We start from the raw sequence: 25,204 nt of genomic DNA, 5'->3' as shown, positions 1-25,204 counted from the left end.
AGATGAAACGCGAACGCAGCATTACCGGCCCGCTCATCCTTGCCTTGACCACCGTCATGGTCGTCTTTTGGCTTGCCGCGATCGGCCTCAGCGTCCGTGTGATGCAGCAGGAATTCGATGAGATTTTCGACAGTGCCCAGCAGGAGACGACCGAGCGCCTCTTGGCCTTGATCCTCGATGATCTGAATCAGAACACCAACATCGATCCACGCAGCATCGCCATGCTCAACACAGCGGCTAGCCGCGAGTATTTGACGTATCAGGTGCGCGATCCCAGTGGCAAAGTGGCGCTGCGTTCGAATGATGCCCCGGCCGAGCCCTTCGACGCGCCGCTTCGCACAGGCTTCCACGACACGGCAACGGCTCGCATCTATACGGAAATGACGGCCGACGGTTCTCTATTCCTGCAGGTGGCCGATCGCTTCAAGAACCGACGTGAAGCCGTGCGCGAAAGCTCCTTGACGCTGCTCATCCCCCTGATCGCTCTCATTCCCGTCAGCATTTTCGCGATCTGGTTCATCGTCGGGCGCGCTTTACGACCGATCGAGACACTCCGGCGCGACATCGGTACCAAGGACAGCGGCAACCTGGCCGAGGTGAACGGCCAGAACCTGCCGGTTGAACTGCGACCGATTGCGAGATCGGTCAACCTGCTGTTGGGACGCCTGCGCGCGGCGCTCGAAGCGGAGCGTGAATTCACCGCCAACAGCGCGCACGAACTGAGAACACCGATCGCTGGCGCTCTTGCCCAGACCCAACGCCTTGTCGAGGAACTGCCGCCCGGGGCAACACAGGATCGCGTCCACCAGGTCGAGATCTCGCTCGTCAATCTCGGACGTCTGGCCGAGAAGCTTTTGCAGCTGTCGCGCGCCGAAGCGGGCATCGGCGGGAGCTCAACCGCGGTCGACTTGCGTCCGGTCCTCGACATGGTGGTCACGGACTTTCAGCGTGACAGCCGAACGAATGGCAGGCTTCAGTATTCTGCCGCGCACGATGCAAAGCTCGTCCGCAACGCTGACATGGACGCCTTCGGCATTGTCACGCGAAACTTGATCGAGAACGCCTTGCTGCACGGCGACCCGGAACTTCCGGTCAATGTCAGCCTTGAAAGCGGCGGCATCATCCGCGTCGTCAACGGCGGACCGCTCGTTCGCGATACCGAGATGGCGAGCCTGAAGAAGCGCTTCAGCCGAGGCAAGACGACAGCGTCCGGTTCCGGGCTCGGACTGGCTATCGCCGACCGTATCATTGCCCAAATGGGTGGGACGCTGGAATTGTCGTCGCCGGCGACCGGCGCGAAAACCGGCTTCGAAGCGAAAGTAACGCTTCCAGCCTAGCCCGGATTTGGCTTGCAAAACCCGCGGAAGGGTGCGAGCAGACGCAGAGGCCCTCCAAAGCAGCAGAACCCGAATGATCATCTCTTTCGACATCGGCGGCTCCGCCATCAAGGGCGGCGTGGCGCATTCCGAAGCCGACATCACGCCGCTTGGCCGCCGCCCGACCCCCAAGGACGACTTTTCTGCCTTCGTCGGCACGCTGCGCGCTATCATCGCGGAAACCGACGAGCAGCCAACACGCCTTGCCTTCTCGACCGCCGGCGTCGTCGATCCGGATACGCAACGGCTCACCTGCGCCAATATTCCCTGTATCCACGGCCGCAATCTTGCCGCCGACCTCGAAGCGGAACTGGGCCTGCCGGTTTTGATCGCCAATGACGCGGACTGCTTCGCCATGGCAGAGGCCGATCTCGGCGCCGGACGCGGCCACCGCATCGTTTTGGGTGCCATTCTCGGTACCGGCGTCGGAGGCGGTGTCGTCGCAGACGGCCGGCTGATCAATGCCGCCGGTGGCTTTGCCGGCGAGTGGGGCCATGGCCCAGCGCTGGCGTCTTACGCAGGCAATCCACCCGTCGCGATCCCGGCCTTTCGCTGCGGCTGCGGCCAGAAGGGCTGCGTCGATACGGTCGGCGGCGCCCGCGGTCTCGAGCGATTGCACAAGACTCTTCACGACGTCGATCTCTCCAGCCAGGAGATTATCGATGATTGGCTGAGAGGCGAGGCCAAGGCAGCGCGCACGATTGACGTCTTCGTCGATCTCGTCGCCTCACCGCTCGCACTGACGGTCAACATCACCGGCGCGACCATCGTTCCCGTCGGCGGCGGACTTTCCAACGTCGAACCGCTGCTTGCGGAGCTGGACAGGGCAGTCCGTCAACGCATCCTGCGTAAATTCGATCGCCCGCTGGTGGTCCGCAGCGAATGCCGCGTCGAGCCCGGCCTGATCGGCGCCGCACTACTCGGCTTGAAGGCGGAAGCCGCCCAAGCCTGAGCGTAGGACAAAAGAAAATGGCGCGGTTCTCACCGCGCCATCCTTTTTCATTCAGCCGCCATCGCCGGCGGGTGCGCGGTTTCCGCCTCTGGTGCATTGCCATTGGCAACATCCACCTGCGCTCCTGATGTCTTCGGCTCCTTGCCGAAGAACAGGGCGTAGGCAGCGGGCAGCACCAGGATCGTCAGCACCGTCGCGACCAGAATGCCACCCATCATGGCGTAAGCCAGCGGGCCCCAGAAGACACCACGCGAGATCGGGATCAGCGCCAGGACAGCCGTCAGCGCCGTCAGCATGATCGGGCGGAAACGTCTGACCGCGGCACCGACGATCGCTTCCTGCCTGTTCATCCCCGCCTTGATGTCCTGGTCGATCTGGTCGACGAGGATGATCGAGTTGCGGATGATGATGCCGAGAAGTGCGATGACGCCGAGGATGGCGACGAAGCCGAACGGTGCGCCCGATATCAGCAGGGCTGCGGCCGCCCCGATGATCCCGAGCGGGCCGGTCGCCAGCACGAGCATCGCCTTGCCGAAGTGCTGCAGCTGCGCCATCAGCAAGATGACGATGACGACGAGCATGATCGGCGCCTTGGCCGCGATCGAGGCCTGGCTTTCAGCGGAATCTTCCGCGCCGCCCTGGATCTCGACCTTGTAGCCGGCCGGAAGGCTGTCACGCAGCGATTGCATGTCGGCATACATCTTCATGACGACATCGTTGGACTGCACGCCGTCCGGCAGCGTTGCGCGCACGGTGATCGTCGGCAGACGGTCGCGCCGCCATTCGATCCCCTGCTCCAGAACCGGCACCACCTTGGCAACCTGCGAGACTGGGACAAAGCCGCCGAAATCCGTCGGTACGTAGACCGAATTGACCGCCGACAGCAGCGACCGGTTGGCCTCCGGTTCGCGGGCAACGATCGAGACCGTCTCCTCGCCGTCGCGGAAGTCGTCAAGCGGCGCACCGGACACAGCCGTCTGCAGCATCTGACGAACACGCTGCGAGGTGACACCGAGCGCGCGGGCACGGTCCTGGTCGATCACCAGCTTCATCGCCGGCACCGGCTCCAGCCAGTCGTCATGGATCGCGCCGAGCAGCGGATTGGCCTGGAACTTTGCCTTTACCTCGTCGGCGATCTTGCGGACTTCCTGGCGATCCGGCCCCATGATGCGCATCTGCACCGGCCAGCCCGTAGGCGGACCGAGGAACAGACGATCCACCTTGCCGCGGATATCTGGGAAGTCTTCCGCAAGGATGGTCCGCAGCTTCACGATCAGCCGTTCACGCGCCGGCTCGTCGTTTGCCATGACAAGCAGCTGCGCGAAGTTCGGATTGCGAAGCTGCTGGTCGAGCGGCAGGAAGAAGCGCGGGGCGCCCTCGCCGATGTAGGTGGCGACGAACTTCTTGTCCTTGTCATCCATGATCTTGGCTTCGAGCGCCTTTGCCTGCGTCTCAACTTCCTTGATGCTGGTGCCTTCGGGCAGCCAGAGGTCGACGAGAATTTCCGGGCGCGAAGACTGTGGGAAGAAGTTCTGCGGGATGAACTGGAACGCCCAGAGACTGGTCGCAAAGGTCACCAGCGTCATGGCAATGACGATGATGCGATGGCGCACGGCCCAACTGACCGTCGCTCTCAGGCGGTGATAGAAGGGTGTGTCGAAGGCATCGTGATGCTCGCCCGCATGATGGCGCTGCTTCAGGATCATGTAGCCGAGCCATGGCGTGAAATAGACCGCCACGAACCACGAGACGACGAGCGCGATGCCGACGACATAAAACAGCGTGCGCACATATTCACCGGCCGTCGACGCCGCAAAGCCAACGGGAATGAAGCCGGCAGTGGTGATCAGCGTACCCGTCAACATCGGGAAGGCGGTCGAAGAATAAGCGAAGCTCGCCGCCTCGATCTTGACAAGCCCCTCCTCGAGTTTTCGTTCCATCAGTTCGACGACGATCATCGCGTCATCCACCAGCAGGCCGAGCGCGATGATCAGCGCGCCGAGCGAAATGCGCTGCAGGTCGATGCCGAGCTCATACATGATGGCGAAGGTCGCAGCGAGCACGAGTGGGATGGCGATCGCGATGACGAGACCCGAGCGCCAGCCGATCGACAGGAAGGAGACGATCAACACGATGACCAATGCTTCGCCAAGCGCATGCATGAACTCGCTGATCGCGTCAGTGACGACGTCGGGCTGGTTGGAAATCTGGTCGACCGCCACGCCGTAGGGCAGTGATCCCTCGAAGCGCTGGTAAGTGGCTTCGACGTCTTTGCCAACATCGGTCACCTTGAAGCCCTTCGCCATGACGACGCCGACCTGGACGCTCTCGTGACCATTGAAGCGATATTTACGCTGATAGGGATCTTCGAGGCCGGAATAGACCGTGGCGATATCACCAAGACGCGTTACCTGATTGCCAGCCTTCAGCCGCAGCTCGCGGATGTCCTCGGCTTTCGTCACGTCTCCTTCGACGGAAATGCGCACCGAGCGCGTGCCGGTATCGACAGAACCGGCCGGATCGACGCTGTTCTGACCCTTGATCGCGTTCTGCAGGTCGAGCACGGTCAGCCCGCGTTCAGCCAGCGCCTTCGAGGACACGTCGATGTAGATCTTCTCAGGCTGATCGCCGATGATCACCGCCTTTTCGACGCCAGGCGTCGTCAGCAGCATGTCGCGCGCTTGGATCGCGAACTTCTTCAGCTCGGGATAGCTGTAGCCATCGCCGCTGATCGAATGCAGTGTGATGTAGGTGTCGCCGAACTCGTCGTTGAAATAGGGCCCGAGCAGCCCTTCCGGCAGCTCATTGGAGATGTCGCCGACCTTCTTGCGGACCTGATAGAACGCGTCGGCCACGTCGGCCGAATTGGTATCACCCTTGACCTGCAGCGTGATGATGGCGCTGCCCGCGCGCGTATAGGATTTGACCCAGTCGATGTGGGGGGTTTCCTGCAGCTTGCGCTCGATCTTGTTGACGACCTGGTCTTCCATTTCCTGGATGGAAGCACCTGGCCAGATGGCCTGTACGACCATGACGCGGAAGGTGAAATCCGGGTCTTCCTTCTGGCCCATGCGCATCAAGCCGAGCACGCCGGTGATGATGATCAAGCCGAACAGGAAGCGCGCGATGCTTGGATGGCCAATCGCCCAGCGCGACAGGTTGAAGGGACGCTTCTCGGCGGTCGAGTTGTCCATGATCGTATCCTTTCCTGCCGGGCCTTAGCGAATGATGTCGCCGGTTTCGGCTTGCGCCGACTGCTGTTCCGGCAGCTTGATCTTGAGGTTCTCGGTCATGAACTGCGTGCCGGCCGCAACGACGAGATCGCCAGTTTTCAGCCCGTCGGCGACATGGACGCCGCCGCCGGTGAAATCCGAGACCTTGACTTCGCGAGCATGGACGGTCGACGCACTACGGTCGACGACCCAGACGATCTTCTTGCCGTCCTTCTCGGCAAGTGCACTGAGCGGAATGGCAACGTTGGTCTCGGCATTGCCAATAGCAGCCTCGATCGTCGCCGTCATGCCGAGCAGCACGCGGTCGTCGGTCGGAAGGCTGACGCGAACCGCGAAAGTCCGTGACTGCGCATCGGCACTGCCGGAAACCTCGCGCACTTTGCCATCGAGCACCAGCTTGTTGTCGGACCAGAAGCTGGCCTTGACCGTCTTGCCCGACTTGAACTGCGCTATGTCGTTTTCCGGAACAGCAATCTGCACTTCCTTTTCGCCGTCGAGCGCGACGGTGACGACAGGTGTACCTGCCGCGACAACGGCTCCGGTATCCGCGCTGATCGACGTTACGATGCCATTCCGGTCAGCCTTGAGCTCCGTATAGGCGACCTGGTTCTTGGCCTGATCGAGTGACGACGCCGCTGCATCGCGCGTTGAGACCGCTTGATCATAGCTAAGCGCGGCCTGCTCCATCTGCGATTTTGCCGTAACGCTCTTGTCGAAGAGTTGCTGAGCACGCTTGTTGGCCAGATCGGCGGTTCCCACACCCTTTTCGGCAGCGGCCAGGTTTGCCTCGGCGGTCTTGACCGCCAACTGATAGTCGGTCGGATCGATCTCGGCGAGCAAATCACCCGGCTTGACGCGATCGCCGATGTTGACGCGGCGGTCGGTGATTTTCCCCGCGACGCGGAAGCCGAGATTCATCTCGACGCGAGCCTTCACCGCACCGGAGTAATCCAGCGCGCGCGTATCGCCAGCCTGTGCGATCTCCACGACCTTGACCGGCCGGATGATTTCTTTCGTCTCGGCTTTCTTCTCTTCGCTGCAGCCGGATACGGTAAACGCAACGGCGCCAAGGAGCGCGAGACTGACAAAGGACGGCAACTGGACTGTCTTCAGCGAAATCATCTTTCGCACTCCTGAAATAGGTTATCGGTTGATCTGCGGCCCTTGCCGCGAATTATTTCTTCAGCGCCCTGATGGAGAACTCGACCAGTTCGTCGACGGTGGCGCGGTTGGTCTTGGCGAGACATTGCGCCACCATCTGCGGATGACAGAGGGTAACGGTGGCCGCCCCGAAGCAGCGTGAGGCAACATCCGCATCCTGCTCGGCAAACTCGCCGGCAGCGATCCCTTCGCGGATCACATCGGCGAGCAATTCATGAATACTGTCGACATGCTTTTCGATGACGTGCCAGTCACGCTCGATGGCGACGACGACCATCTCATGCACCTTTTCCTGGTCAAGCATGGTCTCGACGGTCATCTGGTATTGGCCCTGCACGAATTTGCGCAGCCGATCGGACGCGCTGATGGGCAGGTGGCAGGCGTCGTAGGCCATCTGGTAGCTGGCAGCGAGCATGCGGCCGCAGATCGCCTGGTGGATCTCCACCTTTGAGGCAAAGAAGCGGTAGACGTTGGCCGGCGACATCCCGAGATCGCGGGCAATGTCGGCAACCGTTGTCTTCGTATATCCGTAATGACGGAAAAGCCGTTCGGCAGCGTCGAGAATGCGCGTCACATTCTCCTGACGGACTACTTCGATCGTATTTTCCGCAGCATCGCTGATCAATTTCGGACACCTCACTTACGACTGACGATTTTCGAATTTCGTCAGTCGTAAAATATCAATCGTAATTTGTCAAGGTTTTCTCGGAATGCAACGCCGTCCCGACGCCGCTAAAGGGCTGCGGTCAGTAAGTTGGATCGGAATTCGGAATAATGTGGGAAGGCTAAGGCGCACGACATCGCCCGCCAACCTAAGCTGCGGGGCATGACGCTGCGATAAAATGGAACTTAAAAGACCAGGCAGACGACAAGTGCCGGCATCAATGCGCGGCACTCGGTCTTAAGTCATCGCTCAGGCAAGCTTGACCTCCAGCGAGATCGGAACAGCCGAGAGTGCCTTCGACACCGGGCATCCGGTCTTGGCCTTGTTGGCGAGTTCGATGAATGTCCTTTCATCGGTGTTCGGAACCGTGCCGGTCAGCGTAAGGTGGATCGCCGTAATCGCGAAACCGCTCTCCACGCTTTCAAGCGTCACCTTTGCCGTCGTCTCCATATCGGTCGCCTTGAGGCCCGCCTCTTCGAGGATGAGCGACAGTGCCATCGTGAAGCAGCCCGCATGCGCCGCCCCGATCAGCTCCTCCGGATTCGTACCTGGGATACCTTCGAAGCGGCTCGAAAAACCGTAGGGATAGTGTTTGAGCGCGCCACTCTGCGTGGAAATCTGCCCCTTGCCGTCCTTCAGACCGCCCGACCACTGCGCTGAACCTGTACGATTGATCTGCATGCCGTTCTCCTATCCGGGTTAGAGGAAGCTGAAAGAGGCATCGCCTCTTTAACGCGATATAATCCTCTATCGGCAGAAGGCGACAACGCCGTGAAATTTCTTCGAGGCGGGCACCTTAAAGGCGATCAGATCTCCATTCGCGCCGTGTCAAGCGTATAGAGTTCCTGGGCGCGCTTGACGCCCTTAAGCGCATAGCGACCGACGCAAGCCAAAGCGCCGCGCTCACCCTCGGGGATCGTGGCCGCAAATTCCGACGACATCAGCACGTTGAAATCGACGGATCGGCACATCGAGGCAATCCGGCTAACCTCGTTCACGGCAGGCCCGATGACCGTAAAGTCCAGGCGCTCGCGGCTGCCGATATTGCCGTAGAAGACATCACCGATATGCAGACCGATATAAACCTCCGTCGTCGGGCGTCCCTCGAGCGCGCGCTCATCGTTCAACACCTTCAGCTTTTGCCGTAGCAATCGCTCGGCCTGCAGCGACGCGCAGCAGGCATCGGCCGGCTCGTCGGCCTTGAAGATAGCCAGGACCCCATCGCCGATCAGCTTCAACACGTCGCCGCCCGCCTCGTGGATCGCGGAAATGACGACATCGCTGTAGGCATTCAGCATCGGCAGGATTTCTTCCGGCGGCGCGCTGTCCGATATCTTGGTGTAATTCAGAAGATCCGAGAACCATAGAGCTGCCGAGATACGCTCCGACTTGCCGCGCGTGATTTTGCCTTCCAGCACCTGCCGCGCGGCGTCGTCACCAAGGTAGACTTCAGCAATCGTCCTGGCGATGCGGGCCAATGCGATGCATTTGATCGCAAGCGCCAGCACCGGCACCAGCTTTCGCAGGATCGCGAGGTCGTGATCGGAAAAGCCCTCCGGATGGCGCGTTGCGAAATGAGAAAAGAAGCAATCCATTTCGCCGATCGTGCCTGCCTTGGCAAAACGATGGACCATCGCGACGAAGTCGGTGTGGCCCTGCTCGAGCATCGATTCGAGCATGACGAAGTCGGTTGGATCGCCGAAGCCGATGCGCCGCCTGACCTCGTTTTCTTCGCCGGCCCAAAGATAGTAGAAGGCGGATCGCTGCCAACTCTCCAGCGCCGTACCTTCGCTGGAGGGGCCGTACTCGAATTCGGCTTCGATTTCCTCGCGGCTGTCCCAGCGAAAGGCGCGACCTTCGTGGACGGGATGGAGCGTGTCCATCAGCGCCATGCCGCGATCGAGCGGCAGGCCCCGCTCGCGGCAGATGTTGCAGAAGCCGGTCAGGAGTTCCGCCTCGGAGGCGCCTTTCAGCCCCTGCTCCGTCAGCCAGGCCGCAACTGTTCCTATCTCACTGTATTCCATGCCGTTTCCCTCGCTGGTGCGAAAGCTGTATCGCGATTTCGCCGACAAGGGAAAGGCAAAGCTCAACCCAAGACAGGCATGTTGTAAGGTGTAACAATTTCCACCGCCGACAATGCCGGAGGCGCAATTCCGCCTCTCATCGATCGGCTCATGACGGCGCGAAAGGCCGATCGGGCGTCCGTGCGCAGATCATGATGCAGCACGAAGCTGATCTTGCGAGCGGTGAGCAGAGCGCGATTGTCCGCATCGAGATCATGCGCAACGAAGACACGGACTGGCCGCTGCGCCGCTTCGAAGGCGGCCACCACCGCCCGATTTCCGCCGCCAATGGAATAAACCGCATTGATCGCCGGGTCCGCCGCGATAGCCTGCATGGCCAGCGTACCTGTCGCCGCATCGGTGCCGTGTCCTTCACTGATCTCGGTCACGCCGATCCGCGGATAGCTTTCGCGCAGCAGGCGGCGAAAGCCGATCTCCCGCTCCTCCTCGCCGCGAAAGCGACCGCTGGAGAGCGTGACGAGCACGCGCCCCGGCTCGTCGCCGAAATGCTCCCCAATGAGATAGGCGGCCGTCTCGCCGGCTGCCCGGTTGTCCGCGCCTGCGTAAGCGGTGCGTGACGAATTCGGCAGGTCCGTCACCAACGTCACCACGGGAATCCCCGCCTCCGTGGCGCGGGAAACGGCCGCGGCGACATCAGGAACATCCGGCGCCTTCAGCACGATGCCGTTGGTGCCGCGCAGCCGGATCCGGTCGAGCAGTTGCACCAACTCTGTTTGCTTCATCACCTCGGCGAAATGGAAACGGCACCGGAACACCATCGGCAGGAACGTGGCAACCTCCGCCTCGAAGGCATCGCGAACGGCAGTGCTGAAGCGTTCCGGCGTTTCCATGACCACATCGATGGCGAGCTTGCGTCCACTCACCTCGCCACCGGTCTGCTGCTTCTCCAGCTCTGCAATCGCGGCCTGCACCCGCATCATCGTCTGATGCCTGACGCCGCTCCTGCCATTGAGAACGCGATCCACGGTCGCGGTACTCAACCCGGCCTGGAAGGCGATATCCTTGACGAGAAACCGATGTGCCATGCAATCCGTGTTGATGGTTTTTTGATGGATTTCTGATCTATAACACACCAGCCGGCGGCGTATAGTGCCCTCATCGGAAAGGGAGGAGCACCTGATGAAAACCGACAACCTACGGAAACTGCGCGCCGATCGCGTCTGGCTGACCGAGGATTCCTGCGATCTCGGCGACTTCCGCAAGGTTGCCGAGAAGACGACGGCACTGGCCGACTATCCGACGGCTGACGCCGTGGAAAAGAACATTCTGATCTATGACAGCGCCAAGGTCGTTGCAGCGATCGCCAGTCCTGAAGGCCGCAGAGCGGTTTTCGCCGAGATCTGCGAAGCCTTCGGCGAGGGCCCAGGCGTCGTCGTCTTCAAGCGCGCTTACAGAGATACCGGTGTCATCGACTGCGCCAGCGCAATATTCGACGAGATTATCGAGGAGCAGCACCGTACGGCAACCGGCGGCGGCGATCACTTTGCCAAGCCAGGCGCCAATGACCGCATCTGGAACTCGCTGGAAAAGCACTGCCTCGCCGACCCCGAGAACTTCGCCGAATACTACGCAAATCCGATCGTCGCGATCGCAAGCGAAGCCTGGCTCGGCCCAAGCTATCAAATGACCGCCCAGGTCAACCGGGTCAATCCGGGCGGCGCGGCACAATCCGCTCACCGCGACTACCATCTTGGCTTCCAGTCATCCAAGGTGATCGAGCGGTTCCCGGCGCATGTGCACAGGCTGTCCCCGGTACTGACGTTGCAGGGCGCGGTCGCTCATTGCGACATGCCGCTCGAAAGCGGCCCTACCCTTTTCCTGCCGCACAGCCAGACCTACGAGCCGGGCTACCTCGCGCTCAAGCGCCAGGAGTTCAAGGACTATTTCGAGACCCATCATGTGCAGCTGCCGCTCGAAAAGGGCGACGTGGTGTTCTTCAATCCGGCCCTCTTCCACGCAGCCGGTACGAACCGGTCGACAGACATCAAGCGCGTCGCCAATCTGCTGCAGGTCTCCTCCGCATTCGGCCGCGCGATGGAGACTGTCAATCGCGAGCGCATGAGCGCCAAGCTGTTTCCGGCCTTGAAGGCGCTCAGGGGCAAGCTGTCCGAAACCGAGATCGGCAACGCGGTTGCTGCCTGCGCCGAGGGCTACTCGTTCCCGACCAACCTCGACCGCGACCCACCGCTTGGCGGCCTTGCCCCGAAGACGCAAACGCAGCTGATGCACGAGGCGCTTGAGGAGAATTGGGATGACGCGCGGTTCCTCTCGGCACTGGCGCAACAGAGCGAGCGGCGACTAAGCTGACGCATCCGCATTGACGACATCAGCTCCCGGCGCCCACGGTGCCGGGAGCTTTCGGCATATAGGCCATCATTCAAAGGAGGAGACACATGACAACAGACCACACCCGCCTCGACGGCAAGATCGCCATCGTGACCGGCGGCACACAGGGACTCGGGGCAACAATCGCCCGCCTCTTTGCCGAGCGCGGTGCCAAGGGCCTCGTCATCTGCGGCCGCAACGAGCAGAAGGGGAAGGCGAAAGCCGAAGAGATCGCTGCCGCCACAGGCGTCAAGGTCGTGTACGTCAAGGCCGATCTCGGGCAGGTCGAGGACGCTCGAAACGTCGTTCATGTCTGCGACCAGACGTTCGGCCGCGTGGATGCCCTTGTGAATGCGGCCGCCATCACCGACCGCGGCACCATTCTGGACACCAGTCCGGAACTCTTCGACGCCATGTTCGCCATCAACGTGCGCGCGCCGTTCTTCCTGATACAGGAAACGGTGAAGGTGATGCGGCGCGAGAAGATCGAGGGAACCATCGTCAATATCGGCTCCATGTCTGCCAAGGCAGGGCAGCCCTTCATTGCCGCCTATTGCGCCTCGAAGGGCGCCCTGGAAACCCTCACGAAGAACACAGCCTACGCGCTTCTACGCAACCGCATCCGGGTCAACGGCCTCAATATCGGCTGGATGGCCTCAGAGGGTGAGGATCGCATTCAGCGGGAATTCCACGGCGCACCGGCTGACTGGCTGGAAAAGGCGGCCGCCAGCCAGCCGTTCGGCCGTCTCGTGGATCCTGAGGAAGTGGCACGCGCCTGCGCCTATCTCTCCGCGGCGGAATCCGGCCTCATGACCGGCTCGATGATCTGCTTCGACCAGTCGATCTGGGGCGCCTATGACGGTTCGCCGCATCCGGACACAGCTCTCTGAAAAAATGCAGAGCCTGACGCTTTTGCCAACGCCGGGCTCTGGAACACATCACCGTTTACGTTTACGAAGGGCGTCACATCGCTTTGGGAGGAGCTGACCTGTGTCGGAAGATGCGCTCTATGACATCCGTGACGACCGTTTCCGTGGCCTGATCGTCGGCAACGCCCGGCTGGAGGAACTCTACAGCGGTTGCCGCTGGGCCGAAGGTCCCGTCTGGTTCTCCGATCTGAATTGCCTGCTCTGGAGCGATATCCCCAATGAGCGGATGATGCGCTGGGTGCCCGACGGCTGCGTCTCGGTCTTTCGCTCTCCCTCGAACTACGTCAACGGCAATACGCGCGACCGCCAGGGTCGGTTGATTTCCTGCGAGCATGGCGGCCGGCGCGTCACCCGCACCGAATTCGATGGCCGCATCACGGTGCTGGCCGACAGCTACAGAGGCAAGCGCCTGAATTCCCCGAACGACGTCGTCGTCAAGTCGGACGGCTCGATCTGGTTCACCGATCCGACCTACGGCATCATGTCCGACTATGAGGGTCACAAGGCAGAGCCCGAACAAGAAACCCGCAACGTCTATCGCATCGACGCTCCGACCGGTGAGATCGAGGCTGTCGTTACCGACTTCATCCAGCCCAACGGCTTGGCCTTTTCGCCTGATGAGAAGCAGCTCTACATCGCCGATTCCGGCTCCTCCAACCATGAGGTCCCGCGCCACATCCGCGTTTTTGATGTTGTCGACGGCAAGAAGCTGACGAACAGCCGGTATTTCTGCTCAATTGACAGCGGCGTGCCGGATGGTTTCCGTTTTGATGTCAGCGGCAATCTCTGGACCAGCGCGGCTGATGGCGTTCACTGTTTCGCGCCCGACGGCACGCTGCTCGGCAAGATCAAGGTGCCGCAGACGGTCTCGAACATCGCCTTTGGTGGCGTGAAAAAGAACCGCCTGTTCATCACCGCCACCCAATCGCTGTATTCGATTTACACCACCACCAACGGCGCCCAGTATCCATAGGATAGCATCGCGCGCCATCGAACCAGGACGTCAGCGCTGCCTACCGAGCTAGGCATCTCCACCCGGAAAGAATCATCGATGCTTGAGTTTTCACGCGCCCTTCAGGGATGCCAATCCGTTCGCAACGCCTTTTTCATGGGAGCCTGAGATGCGTTCTGTCGTCTCTTTCAACGAGAGCTGGAGTTTCCACGAAGGTTTCGGCCAACGTCTGCTCGAGGGCTTCGACAGCGCGGCGATCGTCAGCCTGCCGCATACGGCCGTTGAACTGCCGTTCAACTACTTCGACGAGACAAGTTACCAGCGGGCATTCACCTATCAAAAGGTCCTGCGCTGGATGCCCGAGTTTGAGGGTCGCGAGGTCTCGCTCGTCTTCGACGCTGCCATGGCCGATGCCGTCGTCTATCTGAACGGCGAAGAGATCATCGCCCACAAGGATGGCTACACACCGTTCGAAGCACGTCTCACCGGCAAGCTGGTGATGGGCGACAATCTGGTCACCGTGAAAATTGACGGCAGCGAAAATCCAGCGATTCCGCCCTTCGGCGGCCGTATCGATTACCTGACCTATGCCGGCATTTATCGCGACGTCTGGCTGAAGGTCACGGACCCGGTGTCCATCGGCAACCTGAAGATCGAGACCCACAACGTCCTGTCAGAGGAAAAGTCGGCAAGCGTGCGTGTCGATCTTGCCAATCCGCAACAACTGACCTTCCTGGGCTCGGTATCGGCATCGCTAAAGGATGGGGACGGGCGCGTGCTCGCCACGGCTTCTGCGGAAACCACCGGTGAAGACCTTACGCTCTCTTTCGATGACCTTGCCGGCGTAGCCCTCTGGGATATCGACAATCCCACACTTTACGAAGTCACCGTCGACCTTAAGACAAGCCATGGTTCCGACCGCGTCTCGTCGCACTTCGGCTTCCGCACCGCCGAGTTCACGACCGAAGGCTTTCTTCTCAACGGGCGGCGGCTCAAGCTGCGTGGTCTCAATCGCCACCAGGCCTTTCCGTATGTCGGCTATGCCGCAGGCAGATCGGCCCAGGAGCGTGACGCCGACATCATGAAATCCGTACTGAAGTGCAATATCGTCCGCACTTCGCATTATCCGCAATCGAAGTGGTTCCTGGATCGGTGTGATCGCATCGGCCTTCTGGTCTTCGAGGAAATTCCGGGCTGGCAGCATATCGGCGACGTCGAATGGCAGCAGGAATCGATCCGCAACGTGCGCCGCATGATCGAGCGCGACTGGAATCATCCGTCGATCATCATCTGGGGCGTTCGCATCAACGAGTCGCAGGACAGCCATGACTTCTACGTCGAAACGAACCGGCTTGCCCGTGAACTCGACCGCACGCGGCAGACCGGCGGCGTCCGCTACATAACGGACAGCGAACTGCTCGAAGACGTCCATACGATGAACGACTTCATCCTCGGCAACGAGGAGCTGCCCGGCAACAACCGCCCGCGCACCGCGCTCCGCCCGCAGCAGGAATCGACCGGCCTGTCATACAAGGTGCCGTATATGATCACCGAATTTGGTGGACACATGTATCCCACCAAGATCTACGACCAGGAGGCCCGCCAGGCAGAGCATGTGCGCCGGCATCTCGAAGTGCTGAATGCCGCTTACGGCGATCCTGACATCGCGGGTGCGATCGGCTGGTGCATGTTCGACTACAACACTCACAAGGACTTCGGCTCGGGCGACCGGATCTGCTACCACGGCGTCATGGACATGTTCCGCGAGCCGAAGTTTGCAGCCTATGTCTATGCGAGCCAATGCGATCCTTCCGAAGAGATCGTGATGAAGCCGGTCACCTTCTGGGCTCGTGGGGAGCGCAATATCGGTGGCGTACTGCCGCTGATTATCCTCACCAACTGCGACGAGATAGAACTGCGATACGGCGCAGTGACGAAGCGGATCGGCCCGGATCGCGAGAACTACCCGCACCTGCCGCACCCGCCTATCGTTATCGACCACCGTCATTTCACGCCTGATGAGCTTGGAACGTGGGGGCTTGAATGGATCGACGGCGAGTTCACCGGCTACATTGACGGCGAACCTGTCGCCAAATTGACGCTTGTCGCCGATCCATTACCGACGACGCTGCGGCTCGTTGCCGACAGCACAACGCTAAAGGCCCGCGAACGCGACACCACCCGTGTCATCATCCGCGCGCTTGACCAGCAGGGGCAGCGCCTTCCCTTCATGAACGACAATGTCACCCTGCAGGTCGACGGGCCTGCAAAGATTGTCGGGCCGGCATCGGTTCCGCTGCAGGGGGGCGCGGCGGGCTTCTGGTTGGAGGCGACCGGATTGACCGGTGCAATCAGCGTACAGGCAAGCTGCAACCGCTTCCCTGCGGTCAAGATCGAACTGACGGCCAGTTGAGCATATTGGCGGTGCGCCCGGCAGGGCATACCATCATCCGGACTGCGCCGGCTGCACCGACCGAACCGTGCCGTTGTTATCGACGACGCACGAGAATTTCTTGCCGCCGGCATCGAGGTCGACGCCGAAGGTTCCGTCGGGCAACTGGCGGGAGGCCGTGGGCAATACCTTGGCGTTCGGACCGGCAACCCCGGCCGCCGAATTGGCACAGAGCAGTTGCAGATCAGCGGGAGCGGTCTGCAGCGTCGTGCGTGCCATGCTTTCAGGCGCGGGCGGCGTCGGTGGCGTGCAGGCACCGAGGAGCGCGACGCTTGTCATTGCCGCCATCATCCGGCCGATCGAAATCTTCTTCGCGGTGTTTTTCCACAAAACCGTGTCCCCGACTCGTGTGATTTGTTCCCTCTCCGGCGTTGAGCCGGCCCATACTCAGACACCTTTGTAGAGTGCAGCCCCCTGCATCAGCACGATGACCTTGGCGCCGATCTTGATCCGTGACGCAAGGTCGACAATGTCGTCATTGTTCATGCGGATGCAGCCAGAAGACACATCGAGACCGATGGTCCAGGGCTCTGCGGTCCCGTGAATACGATAGATGGTGTCCTGGTCGCCTTCGTAGAGGTAGAGCGCCCTGGCACCCAACGGATTTTCCGGACCGCCCGGCATCCCGGCGGCCCATTTGGCCGCATTCGGATCGCGCGCCACCATTTCAGCCGGCGGCGTCCAGGTCGGCCATTCCGCTGTCCGGCCCACTCGCACGATCCCGGCCCATCCGAAGCCCTCGCGGCCGACGCCAATGCCGTAGCGGATAGCCTGTCCGCCCGGCTGAACGAGGTAGAGGAAATGCTGGTTGCCGTCGATGATGATTGTGCCGGGCGGCTCTGCCGTTCGGAACGTCACCGTCTGCATCCGGAATGCTTCCGGCGCCTGGTTGTTGCGCGCGTAATATTGGCGCGCTTTCTTCTTGTCGTAGTTGACCCAGGTGTGCGTTTTGGAATCGTAGATCTGCGTCTGCGCCCAGGCAGCAAGAGGGCCAACACAGACGGCGGCCGCGATCAGAGCCAAGGTCAGTTTGCGCCGTCCAACCTCATTCGTCTTCGCCGGAAGTCTGTCGCTTGCCGTCATTTGTTGGCCCACCCATCCACGCGCTTCGCATTGTCCGCGACCCATTTTTTCGCGTAGTCGAGCGGCGGTACGCGTTCGACCTCGAGCGCATAGCTCATCGCGGTCGCTTCCTCTGGCGTCAGATCGACCTTCTCCAGGAACGCTGCGATATCAGGATGTCTCTTCGCGAAAGCCGCAGCGTAGCCAATGCGGAAATCGGCGGTGTCCCAGGCCGTCGATGCCGAGGATTTGGTGATCCAGAGTGGGTCGTTGGCACCGACGAGCTTCCACTTGCTGGCATCGTGCGGCGGCTCGGTAAGGCGGACGATCTTGTGCAGGTCAAAAATGAAATGCGGTGCGTAGCAAGCAAAGACCAGCGGCTGGTTCGTCGCGATCGCGATATCCAGCCCCGCCATCGCGACTTCTTCTTCCGACTCGACCAGCGTCAGGTTCTTGGCATAGCCGTAGGTGTTCGCCCGCACCCGCTCGATCCCCGTCGAGGACCATGTCGGCGCGCCGAGCCACATCTCGCCTTTGCCATCACCGTCGGTATCCAGAATCTTGGTCTTTTCCGGATCGCTGAGATCGGCGATCGACCTTAGGCCCTTCTCGGCGGCAGCCGGTGTCGCGCAGATGCCCTGCCATGCAGGCACGCCATGCTTGGCGAGAACCACGACGCCCTTTTCGGTGACGAAGGCCTTGATGACGTTCTCGAGATTGGGTTGCCAGACCTCCGGTTGGATGTCGACAGTGCCGTTCTCCATGCCGTTGAAGGCAAGCAGCGTCCCAAGCTCCTCCACATCGGCATTAAGTCCGAACTCCTTGGCGATGCTAACCTTGAGAATATTCGCCGTCGCCTGCCCGGAAGGCCAGTTCGGCATCGCGATCACGAGATCGGCGGCGAAGACGGCACTGCTCATCGCAAGCGCTGCGGCAAAGACGGATGAGAAGAGCCCTGAACATGCTACGCACTTCGTCATGCCTGCCCCCCAAAACATGCGAGAAAGGATCGTAGAATGCACGTTACATCTTACAGGCGAACATGCATAAAGCGCCTACATCCGTCAAGTCGAGTTGACGTTCACGTTTGGGCCTACCGAAGGCAGCTTTCGTCTGCCCAAGCCTTCGCGCGCGCCGCCATCGTGGCGAGGTGATCGGCGACCGAGAAGCCGGAGATTTTCTTGCGCGGAGCAAGGTCGTGATCGCCATCTTCAAGCCAAAGGACTGATATTGTAGAAGAAAGAGAGTAAGTCGACACCTCTTCGCGCGTTCCGAATTCGTCGCGCGTCCCTTGGCAGATAAGCGCCGGCGTGCGCAGATTTTTAAGGTGCGCCGTGCGCAGCTGTTGTGGCTTGCCGGGTGGGTGAAAGGGGTAGCCGAGGCACAACAATCCAAAGATCGAGCCTTGCTCGTACAGGTCGTCGGCGACCATGCTCGCCACTCGTCCACCCATCGATTTGCCGCCGATAATCAGCGGCCCGGAGTTCGCGAGCGCCTTTACAGCCTCCCTATATTCGGGAATCAGAGTCTCGGCTTTCGGCGGTGGCTTTCGCGCATCGGACGTGCGACGCGCGGCCATGTAGGCGAACTCAAAACGTGCAACGCGAAACCCACTTGCCGCAAGCGCTCCCGCGGCAGCAGTCATTGACTTCGAATCCATCGGCGCGCCGGCACCGTGAGCAAGCAGAATGGTGGCTGAGGGATTGTCCGGGCCGGTGATCAGAAACGTCTCGCTCATTGCGATGTCATAGCGCAATGAGCGAGGCCTCACCATATCGAACGAGCGAGATGATAATCGGTCAATGGAATTTCGGCATGTCGGGAAGCGCCGAGAATTCTTCGCTGATCATTTCGCTCATGGCGACCAGGATCTCTTTGCGGGAGAAGCCAGACCGCTCGAGCTCCTGGATCATTTGGTCGAGGTCCAACTCAAGCTGACCGCGACAGCACGCCACCCGATCGGCAGAAACGAGTAGAATTTCTTCAAGAATCAGCATCGCTTCGCTCCTAATTTACAGAAGCAACCTGCGACCGCGCTAAATGTTCCGACCATGCCCGACAACATTTCCCGCCTGCCAACCGCACGGGATACAGCACCAATACATCGGATATCGACTGAAACTCCGCACAGAAGCCCCGGTGACGGCCGGTCGTTACCCTTAAGCAACTAGACCTGTACACCAAAAGAAGACGCCCCTCCCCACGATCAACCGCGGCCTAAACTGCGCTTCCTCGGTGACCGTGGCTCCTCCCGGCAGGTTTACTCATGAAAACCTTTGCGCCGCAAATCAAAAAGCCAACCTCTTAGAGTAGACCAACAATTTGTATTGCAACCATCTGATTTAGAAGATTTAATATATAATCAGATACACATAAAGGACTGAGCAACCGAACAGTCTGAGGGCGCCTGCAATGCAAAGTTCCCGAGCAAGCAGGGATGGGGCAGCCAATCCCACGATCAATGAAGTACATGATCAGATCGAGCGCATCCTCTCCAGTGGCGAGTTTCATGCCCCCGATCGGGGCCGCCGATTTCTTGAGTTCATTGTCGAAGAGACCCTTTCGGGCCGTGCAGACTACCTGAAGGCATACACAATTGCACAAGAGGTATTCGCACGGGACACATCCTTCGACGCTCAAAACGATCCCGTCGTCAGGATCGAAGCCGGCCGGATCCGTAGGGCGCTCGAACGCTACTACCTGGTCGCCGGCCACGCCGACAGCATCGTTGTGACGATACCAAAGGGCGGGTATGTACCATCCTTCGATTACGCCGAAGGCGGCTGCGGACCCGCTGTTCAAGCGGCATCTGATCGTGGCGAGCAATCAGAATTGCAGCCCGCTGCACCGACGCGGACGCCGACGCCTGTCGAGCTAGCCCCCGCCCGCCAGCGGGCTTGGATGTGGCTTGTCGTACCCGCATCTGCGCTGATTATAGGGATTGTCAGCTTCGTTCATCCGCCGCTCCTTCCCTTTGTCACCTCATCGCTGTTGCCCGCAGCTTCTGTTTCAAACGACGGCGCGCAACCCAGGGTCATCGTCGAGCCATTCCAGAATGTTCCAGGCAAGGCTGCCACGGCGGATATCGCCCAAGGCCTGACTGATGAAATCATCGGTCAACTTACGAAGTTCAGGGAGATTCTTGTGATTGCCCCCGGCGCGGAGCCGGGAGCGGAGGCACGAGAGCCTCGGTTCGCACTGCAAGGGAGCGTTCGTATCGAAGGCGACAAAATGCGGCTGATCGTGCGGCTCACCCGACAGGCAGATGGCGCCGTACTCTGGGCAAACAATTATGATGCAGACCTTCGCGACCGCAGCTCGTTGGAAGTGCAAACCGAGGTCGCACAGAGCATTGCGACCACCGTTGCGCAGCCATATGGCATCATTTTCCAGACGAACGCCGCCGAAGCCATCAAGCCTGACAGCGGCGACTGGGAAGCTTATTCATGTGCGCTGTCGTATTATGCGTATCGGGCCGAGCTCGATCCGCAAAAGCATGCTGCGGTGAGAGACTGCCTGGAGAGGGCAACCAAGCGACTTCCGACCTATTCCAGCTATTGGGCTCTGCTCTCGCTGACCTATCTCGATGAAGTGCGCTTCCACTACAAAGTCAAAGCCGAGTCGCCGCACCCGCTGGCGCAGGCGGTCGATGCTGCCAAGCGAGCCGTGGATCTTGACCCACAAAACGCGCGCGCATTGCAGGCCCTGATGCTGGCAAGCTTCTTTAGCAACGATGTCGATACCGCATTGCGCGCGGGGTCTGCAGCCTATGCCATCAACCCGAACGACACCGAAGTCGCAGGCGAGTATGGCTTCCGGCTCGCAATGTCCGGGAAATGGGATACGGGCTGTGAACTGATGTCCAGTGCCATCAGCAGAAATCCCGGCCCGAGAGGATATTACGAGGTCGGCCTGGCCCTATGCGCCTATATCAGGGGAGACAATCAGGCAGCTGAACTTTGGGCCCGCATGGCCGATTTGAAACACAACCCAATGCATCATCTTGTTCTGCTAGCCGTACTCGGCGCATCAGGCAAACTTGATGAAGCACGGCGCGAGCGGGACTGGCTCCAGACGAATGATCCGGTGCTTCTCGGTAACATTCGCAAGGAAGTGGCGCTGCGTCTTCATCGTCCGCAAGACCAGGAGCGCTTCCTCGACGGCCTGCGCGCCTCCGGCATCGCAATCCCTCCTGCCGATGGCATGATCGGCAGCCAATAGGTCGCGACGTAGCATACCGTATGCTACCCCATCCGACGTGTATTTTACTGCCTTAACGTCCGTACTCACCTTATCCTTTGGAAAACCTTGGAGGACATGGCGATGACTGCAAGCGAGACCCCTCAGTCGATGACCAGTGCCGAAGATTTGCGCAAGCGTGCGCTTGAACTTCAGCTCGCGGAGATGGAACGCGACCAGAAGATAAAGGACCGTGAGGCGACGAAACATGCGGAATTCGTCGAGGATTTTTTCCAGAAGCATATCGGCGACACCGAACGCGCGGTCATCAAGCGCTTGGTGATGAAGGCGGCCGCGGACGGAAAATACGAAGCAATGATCTACAGCTTCCCGTCCAGCCTCTGCACGGACAGCGGCCGAGGCATCAACAACAACCTGCCGGGCTGGCAAAATAGCCTGCAAGGCAAGGCAAAAGAAATCTACGAGCTCTTTGAAACGGTCGCAAAGCCCCAGGGTTACGGCTTGAAGGCGGCGATCATCAATTTCCCCGGTGGCATTCCCGGCGACGTCGGCTTTTTCCTGACCTGGGAACCGCCCGTCGACTAGCGAGCCAGTGAGTGTAGTTACCGTTGCACCGATTGCGAGGATCGCAATGTCGGCGCTGGACTTCCCGGTTGCCTCATATTGAGCGAAACAGGCACGAGAAAAGCCGCGCGTTTCCGCGCGGCTCCTTCTGCCCCCCACTTTAAACTCCCCGATCTCAATCGCGCACGATCGTCCAGTTGTCGTCAGGATTGAACTCCTTGATCGCTGCTGCGCGCTCCTCCGTCTGCGGTCCCAGGTCCCGCTGATAGACGATATTGGCACCGTTGACGATGAAGGTCTGAACCCCAGTCACGCGATACTTGACCGGCCAGGCGATCAGCGCGAAACCACCCGTCATGTTGCCATTGACAATGTAGCTCTGTTTTCCGCCGATCACGTTCGGGCCCTGAGCCGTCAGGATGCGATAGCGGTAGCCATAGTAGCCTTCGCCACGCTTCGCCTTGCTGAAGGCGGCCGTTTCGACCAACGGTCCGGCCGGGCTCTCTTCATCGAAGGCACCAGGCTCCCAATAGAGGCCGTCGCGCTTGCCTGGGGTGCTGATCAGCTTCTGTGCGAATTCGAAGAGACCGTCCTCGTCCTCGTCGATTTGCGCGTAGGCGTATTGGGCATTCACATAGTCATGCATCGTTTGGATCGTCGAGAGTTCGTTCTGGCCGACGCGCCGATTGACGATCTCCTGCAGGCCGACTTCAGTGTCGAAAGCCCATTTGCCGTCCTTGCTCTTCGAGAGGGGAAAGGGCAGCGGCCACAGGACGTCACCAATCAGAACCACCTTGCGATCGCCGATATCCTGCAACTGCAATTGCCGTGCAGCACCCTCACGGATCGTTCCGTAGCTTATCATCGCCTCGTTGCTGGATCGCAGCTTGGCCGCGTCCAGGCCGAGAAGGCCAGCCAAGCCATCGATATCATTGGCACTCAACACGGTCTTGAGCCGTTGAAGCGCCGCCGATGGATCATCGAAAGACGGTGGCGTACCAGCCTCGAACTCCTGAAGATCCGTCTGGGTCTGCGACATGGATGGGGCCGCCCACGCCAGGGAGAGAGCCGTTCCGAGCAACAGCGGGATCAATTTCAACTGTGGTCTCATAGTTTATCTCCGGAAATCTGAATAGCGGGACACCCTATCGCCGGCCGCCGCCACCGCGACCGCCGCCCCCACGACCGCCACCGCCGCGGCCGCCGCCGCCGTGCGGCATCGGGCGCGAGCGTTGGGCAGAGGGACGTGGGCCACCGCGCTGCCCGCCTCCCATGCTCTGTCCGCCTCGCTTGGAAGCCACCGCCTCACGCCGGCCGGACTGCACGTTGCCAAGGGCGTTGGGTTGGCGCGAACGATTGTCGGGTCGTGCCGCCATCTTCGGGGCGCTTGGCCTATTCTTGGCTGCCGGCTTTGATGGACGGTTGGCTGCGTTGCCCGGTCGGTTGGCTGCATTCCCCGGACGGGCATCCGGGCGATTGGCGACGTTACCTGGGCGGGCATCCGGGCGCGATGCCCCCGGCCGGTTCGCGGCAATGTTCCCCGCTCTCGGATTTCCCTTCAGGCCCTCCGTCGTATTCTTGCGGATATCGTCGGCGCGGGCGCTGACATTTCTGCTTCCCTGGCCGCGGTTTGCCTGTCGGTCGCTGACCTTGTTCTTGAGCTGGTTGCGATTATCGGACTGCAGGCTGGATTTGATCGCCGAGCGATCGATGTTGGCGAACTGATCCCTGTCGATATTCAGCTTGCTGCGATCCACTTTTGTCCAATCGATGTCGTTCCAGTTGACCTTGCCGTTGAAATTCCGGTCGTTGAAGCAGTTGTTGCAGTCGACATCGAGGTCGCCGCCCCAGTTGCCGCCCCAGACGCCCCAATCGTCCCAATTGACGATTGCCGCCCAGGCGACGCCCGTCACTGCGGCCGCGAAGAATCCGGCGCCCGGGTAATAGTAGTTGTCGTAATAATTGGGATAATAGGATATCGGTTCGGCCGCATAGCCCGGTTCGTACAGCATTTCAGGCGGGTACTGCGGGATATAGACCTTCTCCGGATCGGTCGGTCGAATGACGACATTCTCGTTCTCGGTCACCACGGTGATCTTGTCGTCGGTCTTGATGACATTCTTCGCCACCGCTTCGTCGCGAAGCTGCTGGATGGCGATCAGCACATCTTTTTGCTGGTTGGTTAGCGCGTCGCCAAGCGATTGAGTCCAATCGAGATCCTCGCTCATCATCTTGACGATGTCAGGATAATTCAGAAGCGATATGACGCTCCCATCCCAGTCGTCCTTCGGCTTGAGATTGGCATCTTTTTTCTTCGCCTCCAGGAAGCGCTGAGCCTCGATGATCTGCAGCGGAAACAGCGATGCTGCAGAGATCGCGGCGACGAGCTCATCCGGATAAAGCGCGATGCGGGCGACAAGCACTTCCATCTCGTCCTCGGAGAGGAGATCCGGTTCAGGCTCGGTGGGCGCCGCCGTCTCTGCCGACGCAGGCTTTGGTGTGGGGGTCGTGGTCTGTGAATATGCCGGTGGTCCCGGATGCATGGAAAAGATTGCCAGGGCAGAAAGCCCCGCCAGCAATCTGAGGGATCCTGCTTTCATCATGCGCCGACCTCCTTACAAAAAAATGGTTCGGATGAATCTCACTGCGGCCTGGGTTTTGCTTCGCCCGACCGCCTGAGCATGACGACTTTCGATTGGGAAAGAGCATCGCCGATTTCAGCGATGAGCGCATCGACAAGGCTCGCATACTCCTGCCGTCGGCTCTCTCTAACACTCTCCGGCAGACGCTCCACATGCGCCAAAGCTTCGGCGGCGGAAGCGAGGTCTTCACACATCGTGCGGAACGTTTCGTTCATCTCGAAAAGATGCCGTACCCTCGCGGCCTGCGCAGGAAACTGCGCCTCGGCGATCCCTAAGGCAGACAAGTGTGTCGAATTGCTTTCTCCCGACGTCATGCCGCCCCCCGCTGTCATACTCGCGTCAAGCAGATTGAAGTATTGTATTACAGCTACTTAGGATGGAGACGTAAAATACGCGAACTTACGCGTGACGGCTCGTGATGGACCGGACCTACGTCAGTGATAGCCCGCGTCTCGACATTCTGAGTGCCAAAGTCGCAATATCCGCAGAACCTCCGCAACCGCCGGCAAGTCGGTCGGAACACTCTTCAATCCCGATGAAGATGAATTCCCCTGCAATTTGACACCCGAGGCCAACGAAACACGCTGCCACGAACCGCCGCGCCTGAT

Annotated in this window: 22 protein-coding genes; 8 read left to right on the top strand and 14 right to left on the bottom strand. The window is 60.3% G+C overall.

Annotation, left to right across the window (positions count from 1 at the left end):
• The first annotated feature begins 2 nt into the window (after positions 1–2).
• Both ATY79_RS26445 and ATY79_RS26440 read left to right on the top strand, forming a co-directional pair.
• Complete coding sequence (locus ATY79_RS26445) at positions 3–1,337, top strand: ATP-binding protein (protein ID WP_088692232.1); 1,335 nt, start codon at positions 3–5, stop codon at positions 1,335–1,337.
• A 73-nt stretch (positions 1,338–1,410) separates the two neighbouring features.
• Positions 1,411–2,328 (top strand): ROK family protein, encoded by a 918-nt coding sequence (locus ATY79_RS26440; protein ID WP_088692196.1) that lies wholly within the window; start codon positions 1,411–1,413, stop codon positions 2,326–2,328.
• A gap of 47 nt (positions 2,329–2,375) precedes the next feature.
• Here the strand turns inward: ATY79_RS26440 and ATY79_RS26435 are convergent, their stop codons facing one another.
• The 6 genes from ATY79_RS26435 to ATY79_RS26410 form a co-directional block, all read right to left on the bottom strand.
• A complete protein-coding gene (locus ATY79_RS26435; protein WP_088692197.1) occupies positions 2,376–5,522 on the bottom strand; it encodes an efflux RND transporter permease subunit in 3,147 nt (1,048 codons plus the stop codon).
• A 24-nt stretch (positions 5,523–5,546) separates the two neighbouring features.
• Positions 5,547–6,683: an efflux RND transporter periplasmic adaptor subunit gene (locus ATY79_RS26430; protein WP_088692198.1), complete on the bottom strand. Its 1,137-nt coding sequence runs from the start codon at positions 6,681–6,683 to the stop codon at positions 5,547–5,549.
• A 52-nt stretch (positions 6,684–6,735) separates the two neighbouring features.
• Complete coding sequence (locus ATY79_RS26425; protein WP_088692233.1) at positions 6,736–7,344, bottom strand: TetR family transcriptional regulator; 609 nt, start codon at positions 7,342–7,344, stop codon at positions 6,736–6,738.
• 291 nt (positions 7,345–7,635) lie between these two features.
• Complete coding sequence (locus ATY79_RS26420) at positions 7,636–8,067, bottom strand: OsmC family protein (protein ID WP_088692199.1); 432 nt, start codon at positions 8,065–8,067, stop codon at positions 7,636–7,638.
• Between the two features lie 125 nt (positions 8,068–8,192).
• A complete protein-coding gene (locus ATY79_RS26415; RefSeq protein ID WP_088692234.1) occupies positions 8,193–9,410 on the bottom strand; it encodes an adenylate/guanylate cyclase domain-containing protein in 1,218 nt (405 codons plus the stop codon).
• A 62-nt stretch (positions 9,411–9,472) separates the two neighbouring features.
• On the bottom strand, positions 9,473–10,495 hold the full coding sequence (locus ATY79_RS26410) for a LacI family DNA-binding transcriptional regulator (protein ID WP_088692200.1): 1,023 nt from the start codon (positions 10,493–10,495) through the stop codon (positions 9,473–9,475).
• A 94-nt stretch (positions 10,496–10,589) separates the two neighbouring features.
• On the opposite strand from ATY79_RS26410, the gene ATY79_RS26405 reads away from it, so the two are divergent.
• The 4 genes from ATY79_RS26405 to ATY79_RS26390 all read left to right on the top strand — a co-directional run bounded on the left by ATY79_RS26405 (position 10,590) and on the right by ATY79_RS26390 (position 16,089).
• Entirely contained in the window at positions 10,590–11,777 is a 1,188-nt protein-coding gene (locus ATY79_RS26405; RefSeq protein WP_088692201.1) for a phytanoyl-CoA dioxygenase family protein, read from the top strand.
• Positions 11,778–11,863: 86 nt separating this feature from the next.
• Positions 11,864–12,685: an SDR family oxidoreductase gene (locus ATY79_RS26400; RefSeq protein ID WP_088692202.1), complete on the top strand. Its 822-nt coding sequence runs from the start codon at positions 11,864–11,866 to the stop codon at positions 12,683–12,685.
• Positions 12,686–12,785: 100 nt separating this feature from the next.
• Complete coding sequence (locus tag ATY79_RS26395) at positions 12,786–13,697, top strand: SMP-30/gluconolactonase/LRE family protein (protein WP_088692203.1); 912 nt, start codon at positions 12,786–12,788, stop codon at positions 13,695–13,697.
• Positions 13,698–13,845: 148 nt separating this feature from the next.
• Positions 13,846–16,089, top strand: a complete 2,244-nt coding sequence (locus ATY79_RS26390; RefSeq protein ID WP_088692204.1) for a glycoside hydrolase family 2 TIM barrel-domain containing protein — start codon at positions 13,846–13,848, stop codon at positions 16,087–16,089.
• Positions 16,090–16,122: 33 nt separating this feature from the next.
• Here the strand turns inward: ATY79_RS26390 and ATY79_RS26385 are convergent, their stop codons facing one another.
• The 5 genes from ATY79_RS26385 to ATY79_RS26365 all read right to left on the bottom strand — a co-directional run bounded on the left by ATY79_RS26385 (position 16,123) and on the right by ATY79_RS26365 (position 19,187).
• The gene (locus tag ATY79_RS26385) at positions 16,123–16,458 is read right to left on the bottom strand and encodes a hypothetical protein (RefSeq protein ID WP_245306785.1); all 336 of its coding nucleotides are present in this window, start codon (positions 16,456–16,458) and stop codon (positions 16,123–16,125) included.
• 57 nt (positions 16,459–16,515) lie between these two features.
• Positions 16,516–17,211 (bottom strand): L,D-transpeptidase, encoded by a 696-nt coding sequence (locus ATY79_RS26380; protein WP_088692205.1) that lies wholly within the window; start codon positions 17,209–17,211, stop codon positions 16,516–16,518.
• A complete protein-coding gene (locus ATY79_RS26375) occupies positions 17,208–18,170 on the bottom strand; it encodes a glycine betaine ABC transporter substrate-binding protein (protein ID WP_088692206.1) in 963 nt (320 codons plus the stop codon). The genes ATY79_RS26380 and ATY79_RS26375 overlap by 4 nt, the downstream gene beginning before the upstream one ends.
• Before the next feature lie 113 nt (positions 18,171–18,283).
• Positions 18,284–18,928: an alpha/beta family hydrolase gene (locus ATY79_RS26370; protein WP_088692236.1), complete on the bottom strand. Its 645-nt coding sequence runs from the start codon at positions 18,926–18,928 to the stop codon at positions 18,284–18,286.
• 61 nt (positions 18,929–18,989) lie between these two features.
• A complete protein-coding gene (locus ATY79_RS26365; RefSeq protein WP_088692207.1) occupies positions 18,990–19,187 on the bottom strand; it encodes a hypothetical protein in 198 nt (65 codons plus the stop codon).
• A gap of 415 nt (positions 19,188–19,602) precedes the next feature.
• Between ATY79_RS26365 and ATY79_RS26360 the strand changes: the two genes are divergently transcribed.
• Positions 19,603–21,411, top strand: coding sequence for a hypothetical protein (locus ATY79_RS26360; protein ID WP_088692208.1), 1,809 nt, complete (start codon positions 19,603–19,605; stop codon positions 21,409–21,411).
• A 102-nt stretch (positions 21,412–21,513) separates the two neighbouring features.
• Positions 21,514–21,975, top strand: a complete 462-nt coding sequence (locus ATY79_RS26355) for a hypothetical protein (protein ID WP_189637117.1) — start codon at positions 21,514–21,516, stop codon at positions 21,973–21,975.
• A 154-nt stretch (positions 21,976–22,129) separates the two neighbouring features.
• On the opposite strand, the gene ATY79_RS26350 is transcribed toward ATY79_RS26355, so the two are convergent.
• From ATY79_RS26350 to ATY79_RS26340, 3 genes are read right to left on the bottom strand one after another with little or no spacing between them, the layout of a single operon-like run.
• Complete coding sequence (locus tag ATY79_RS26350) at positions 22,130–23,065, bottom strand: DUF2950 domain-containing protein (RefSeq protein WP_088692210.1); 936 nt, start codon at positions 23,063–23,065, stop codon at positions 22,130–22,132.
• A gap of 34 nt (positions 23,066–23,099) precedes the next feature.
• A complete protein-coding gene (locus ATY79_RS26345) occupies positions 23,100–24,554 on the bottom strand; it encodes a DUF3300 domain-containing protein (protein ID WP_088692237.1) in 1,455 nt (484 codons plus the stop codon).
• A 41-nt stretch (positions 24,555–24,595) separates the two neighbouring features.
• The gene (locus ATY79_RS26340; protein WP_088692238.1) at positions 24,596–24,910 is read right to left on the bottom strand and encodes a hypothetical protein; all 315 of its coding nucleotides are present in this window, start codon (positions 24,908–24,910) and stop codon (positions 24,596–24,598) included.
• Between the last annotated feature and the right edge of the window lie 294 nt (positions 24,911–25,204).

The sequence above is a fragment of the Rhizobium sp. R693 genome (assembly GCF_002211315.1).
GTDB lineage: Bacteria > Pseudomonadota > Alphaproteobacteria > Rhizobiales > Rhizobiaceae > Rhizobium.
The sequence above is the reverse complement of the archived record's forward strand: the minus strand, read 5'-3'. Positions and strand labels throughout refer to the sequence as shown.

What these genes read in the sequence shown, in the direction of transcription:
- ATY79_RS26415 (WP_088692234.1), bottom strand. Translation starts at nt 9,410, where the DNA reads ATGGAATACAGTGAGATAGGAACAGTTGCGGCCTGGCTGACGGAGCAG.
- ATY79_RS26370 (WP_088692236.1), bottom strand. Translation starts at nt 18,928, where the DNA reads ATGAGCGAGACGTTTCTGATCACCGGCCCGGACAATCCCTCAGCCACC.
- ATY79_RS26435 (WP_088692197.1), bottom strand. Translation starts at nt 5,522, where the DNA reads ATGGACAACTCGACCGCCGAGAAGCGTCCCTTCAACCTGTCGCGCTGG.
- ATY79_RS26355 (WP_189637117.1), top strand. Translation starts at nt 21,514, where the DNA reads ATGACTGCAAGCGAGACCCCTCAGTCGATGACCAGTGCCGAAGATTTG.
- ATY79_RS26400 (WP_088692202.1), top strand. Translation starts at nt 11,864, where the DNA reads ATGACAACAGACCACACCCGCCTCGACGGCAAGATCGCCATCGTGACC.
- ATY79_RS26440 (WP_088692196.1), top strand. Translation starts at nt 1,411, where the DNA reads ATGATCATCTCTTTCGACATCGGCGGCTCCGCCATCAAGGGCGGCGTG.
- ATY79_RS26345 (WP_088692237.1), bottom strand. Translation starts at nt 24,554, where the DNA reads ATGAAAGCAGGATCCCTCAGATTGCTGGCGGGGCTTTCTGCCCTGGCA.
- ATY79_RS26375 (WP_088692206.1), bottom strand. Translation starts at nt 18,170, where the DNA reads ATGACGAAGTGCGTAGCATGTTCAGGGCTCTTCTCATCCGTCTTTGCC.
- ATY79_RS26340 (WP_088692238.1), bottom strand. Translation starts at nt 24,910, where the DNA reads ATGACGTCGGGAGAAAGCAATTCGACACACTTGTCTGCCTTAGGGATC.
- ATY79_RS26445 (WP_088692232.1), top strand. Translation starts at nt 3, where the DNA reads ATGAAACGCGAACGCAGCATTACCGGCCCGCTCATCCTTGCCTTGACC.
- ATY79_RS26410 (WP_088692200.1), bottom strand. Translation starts at nt 10,495, where the DNA reads ATGGCACATCGGTTTCTCGTCAAGGATATCGCCTTCCAGGCCGGGTTG.
- ATY79_RS26365 (WP_088692207.1), bottom strand. Translation starts at nt 19,187, where the DNA reads ATGCTGATTCTTGAAGAAATTCTACTCGTTTCTGCCGATCGGGTGGCG.
- ATY79_RS26390 (WP_088692204.1), top strand. Translation starts at nt 13,846, where the DNA reads ATGCGTTCTGTCGTCTCTTTCAACGAGAGCTGGAGTTTCCACGAAGGT.
- ATY79_RS26430 (WP_088692198.1), bottom strand. Translation starts at nt 6,683, where the DNA reads ATGATTTCGCTGAAGACAGTCCAGTTGCCGTCCTTTGTCAGTCTCGCG.
- ATY79_RS26360 (WP_088692208.1), top strand. Translation starts at nt 19,603, where the DNA reads ATGCAAAGTTCCCGAGCAAGCAGGGATGGGGCAGCCAATCCCACGATC.
- ATY79_RS26350 (WP_088692210.1), bottom strand. Translation starts at nt 23,065, where the DNA reads ATGAGACCACAGTTGAAATTGATCCCGCTGTTGCTCGGAACGGCTCTC.
- ATY79_RS26405 (WP_088692201.1), top strand. Translation starts at nt 10,590, where the DNA reads ATGAAAACCGACAACCTACGGAAACTGCGCGCCGATCGCGTCTGGCTG.
- ATY79_RS26380 (WP_088692205.1), bottom strand. Translation starts at nt 17,211, where the DNA reads ATGACGGCAAGCGACAGACTTCCGGCGAAGACGAATGAGGTTGGACGG.
- ATY79_RS26420 (WP_088692199.1), bottom strand. Translation starts at nt 8,067, where the DNA reads ATGCAGATCAATCGTACAGGTTCAGCGCAGTGGTCGGGCGGTCTGAAG.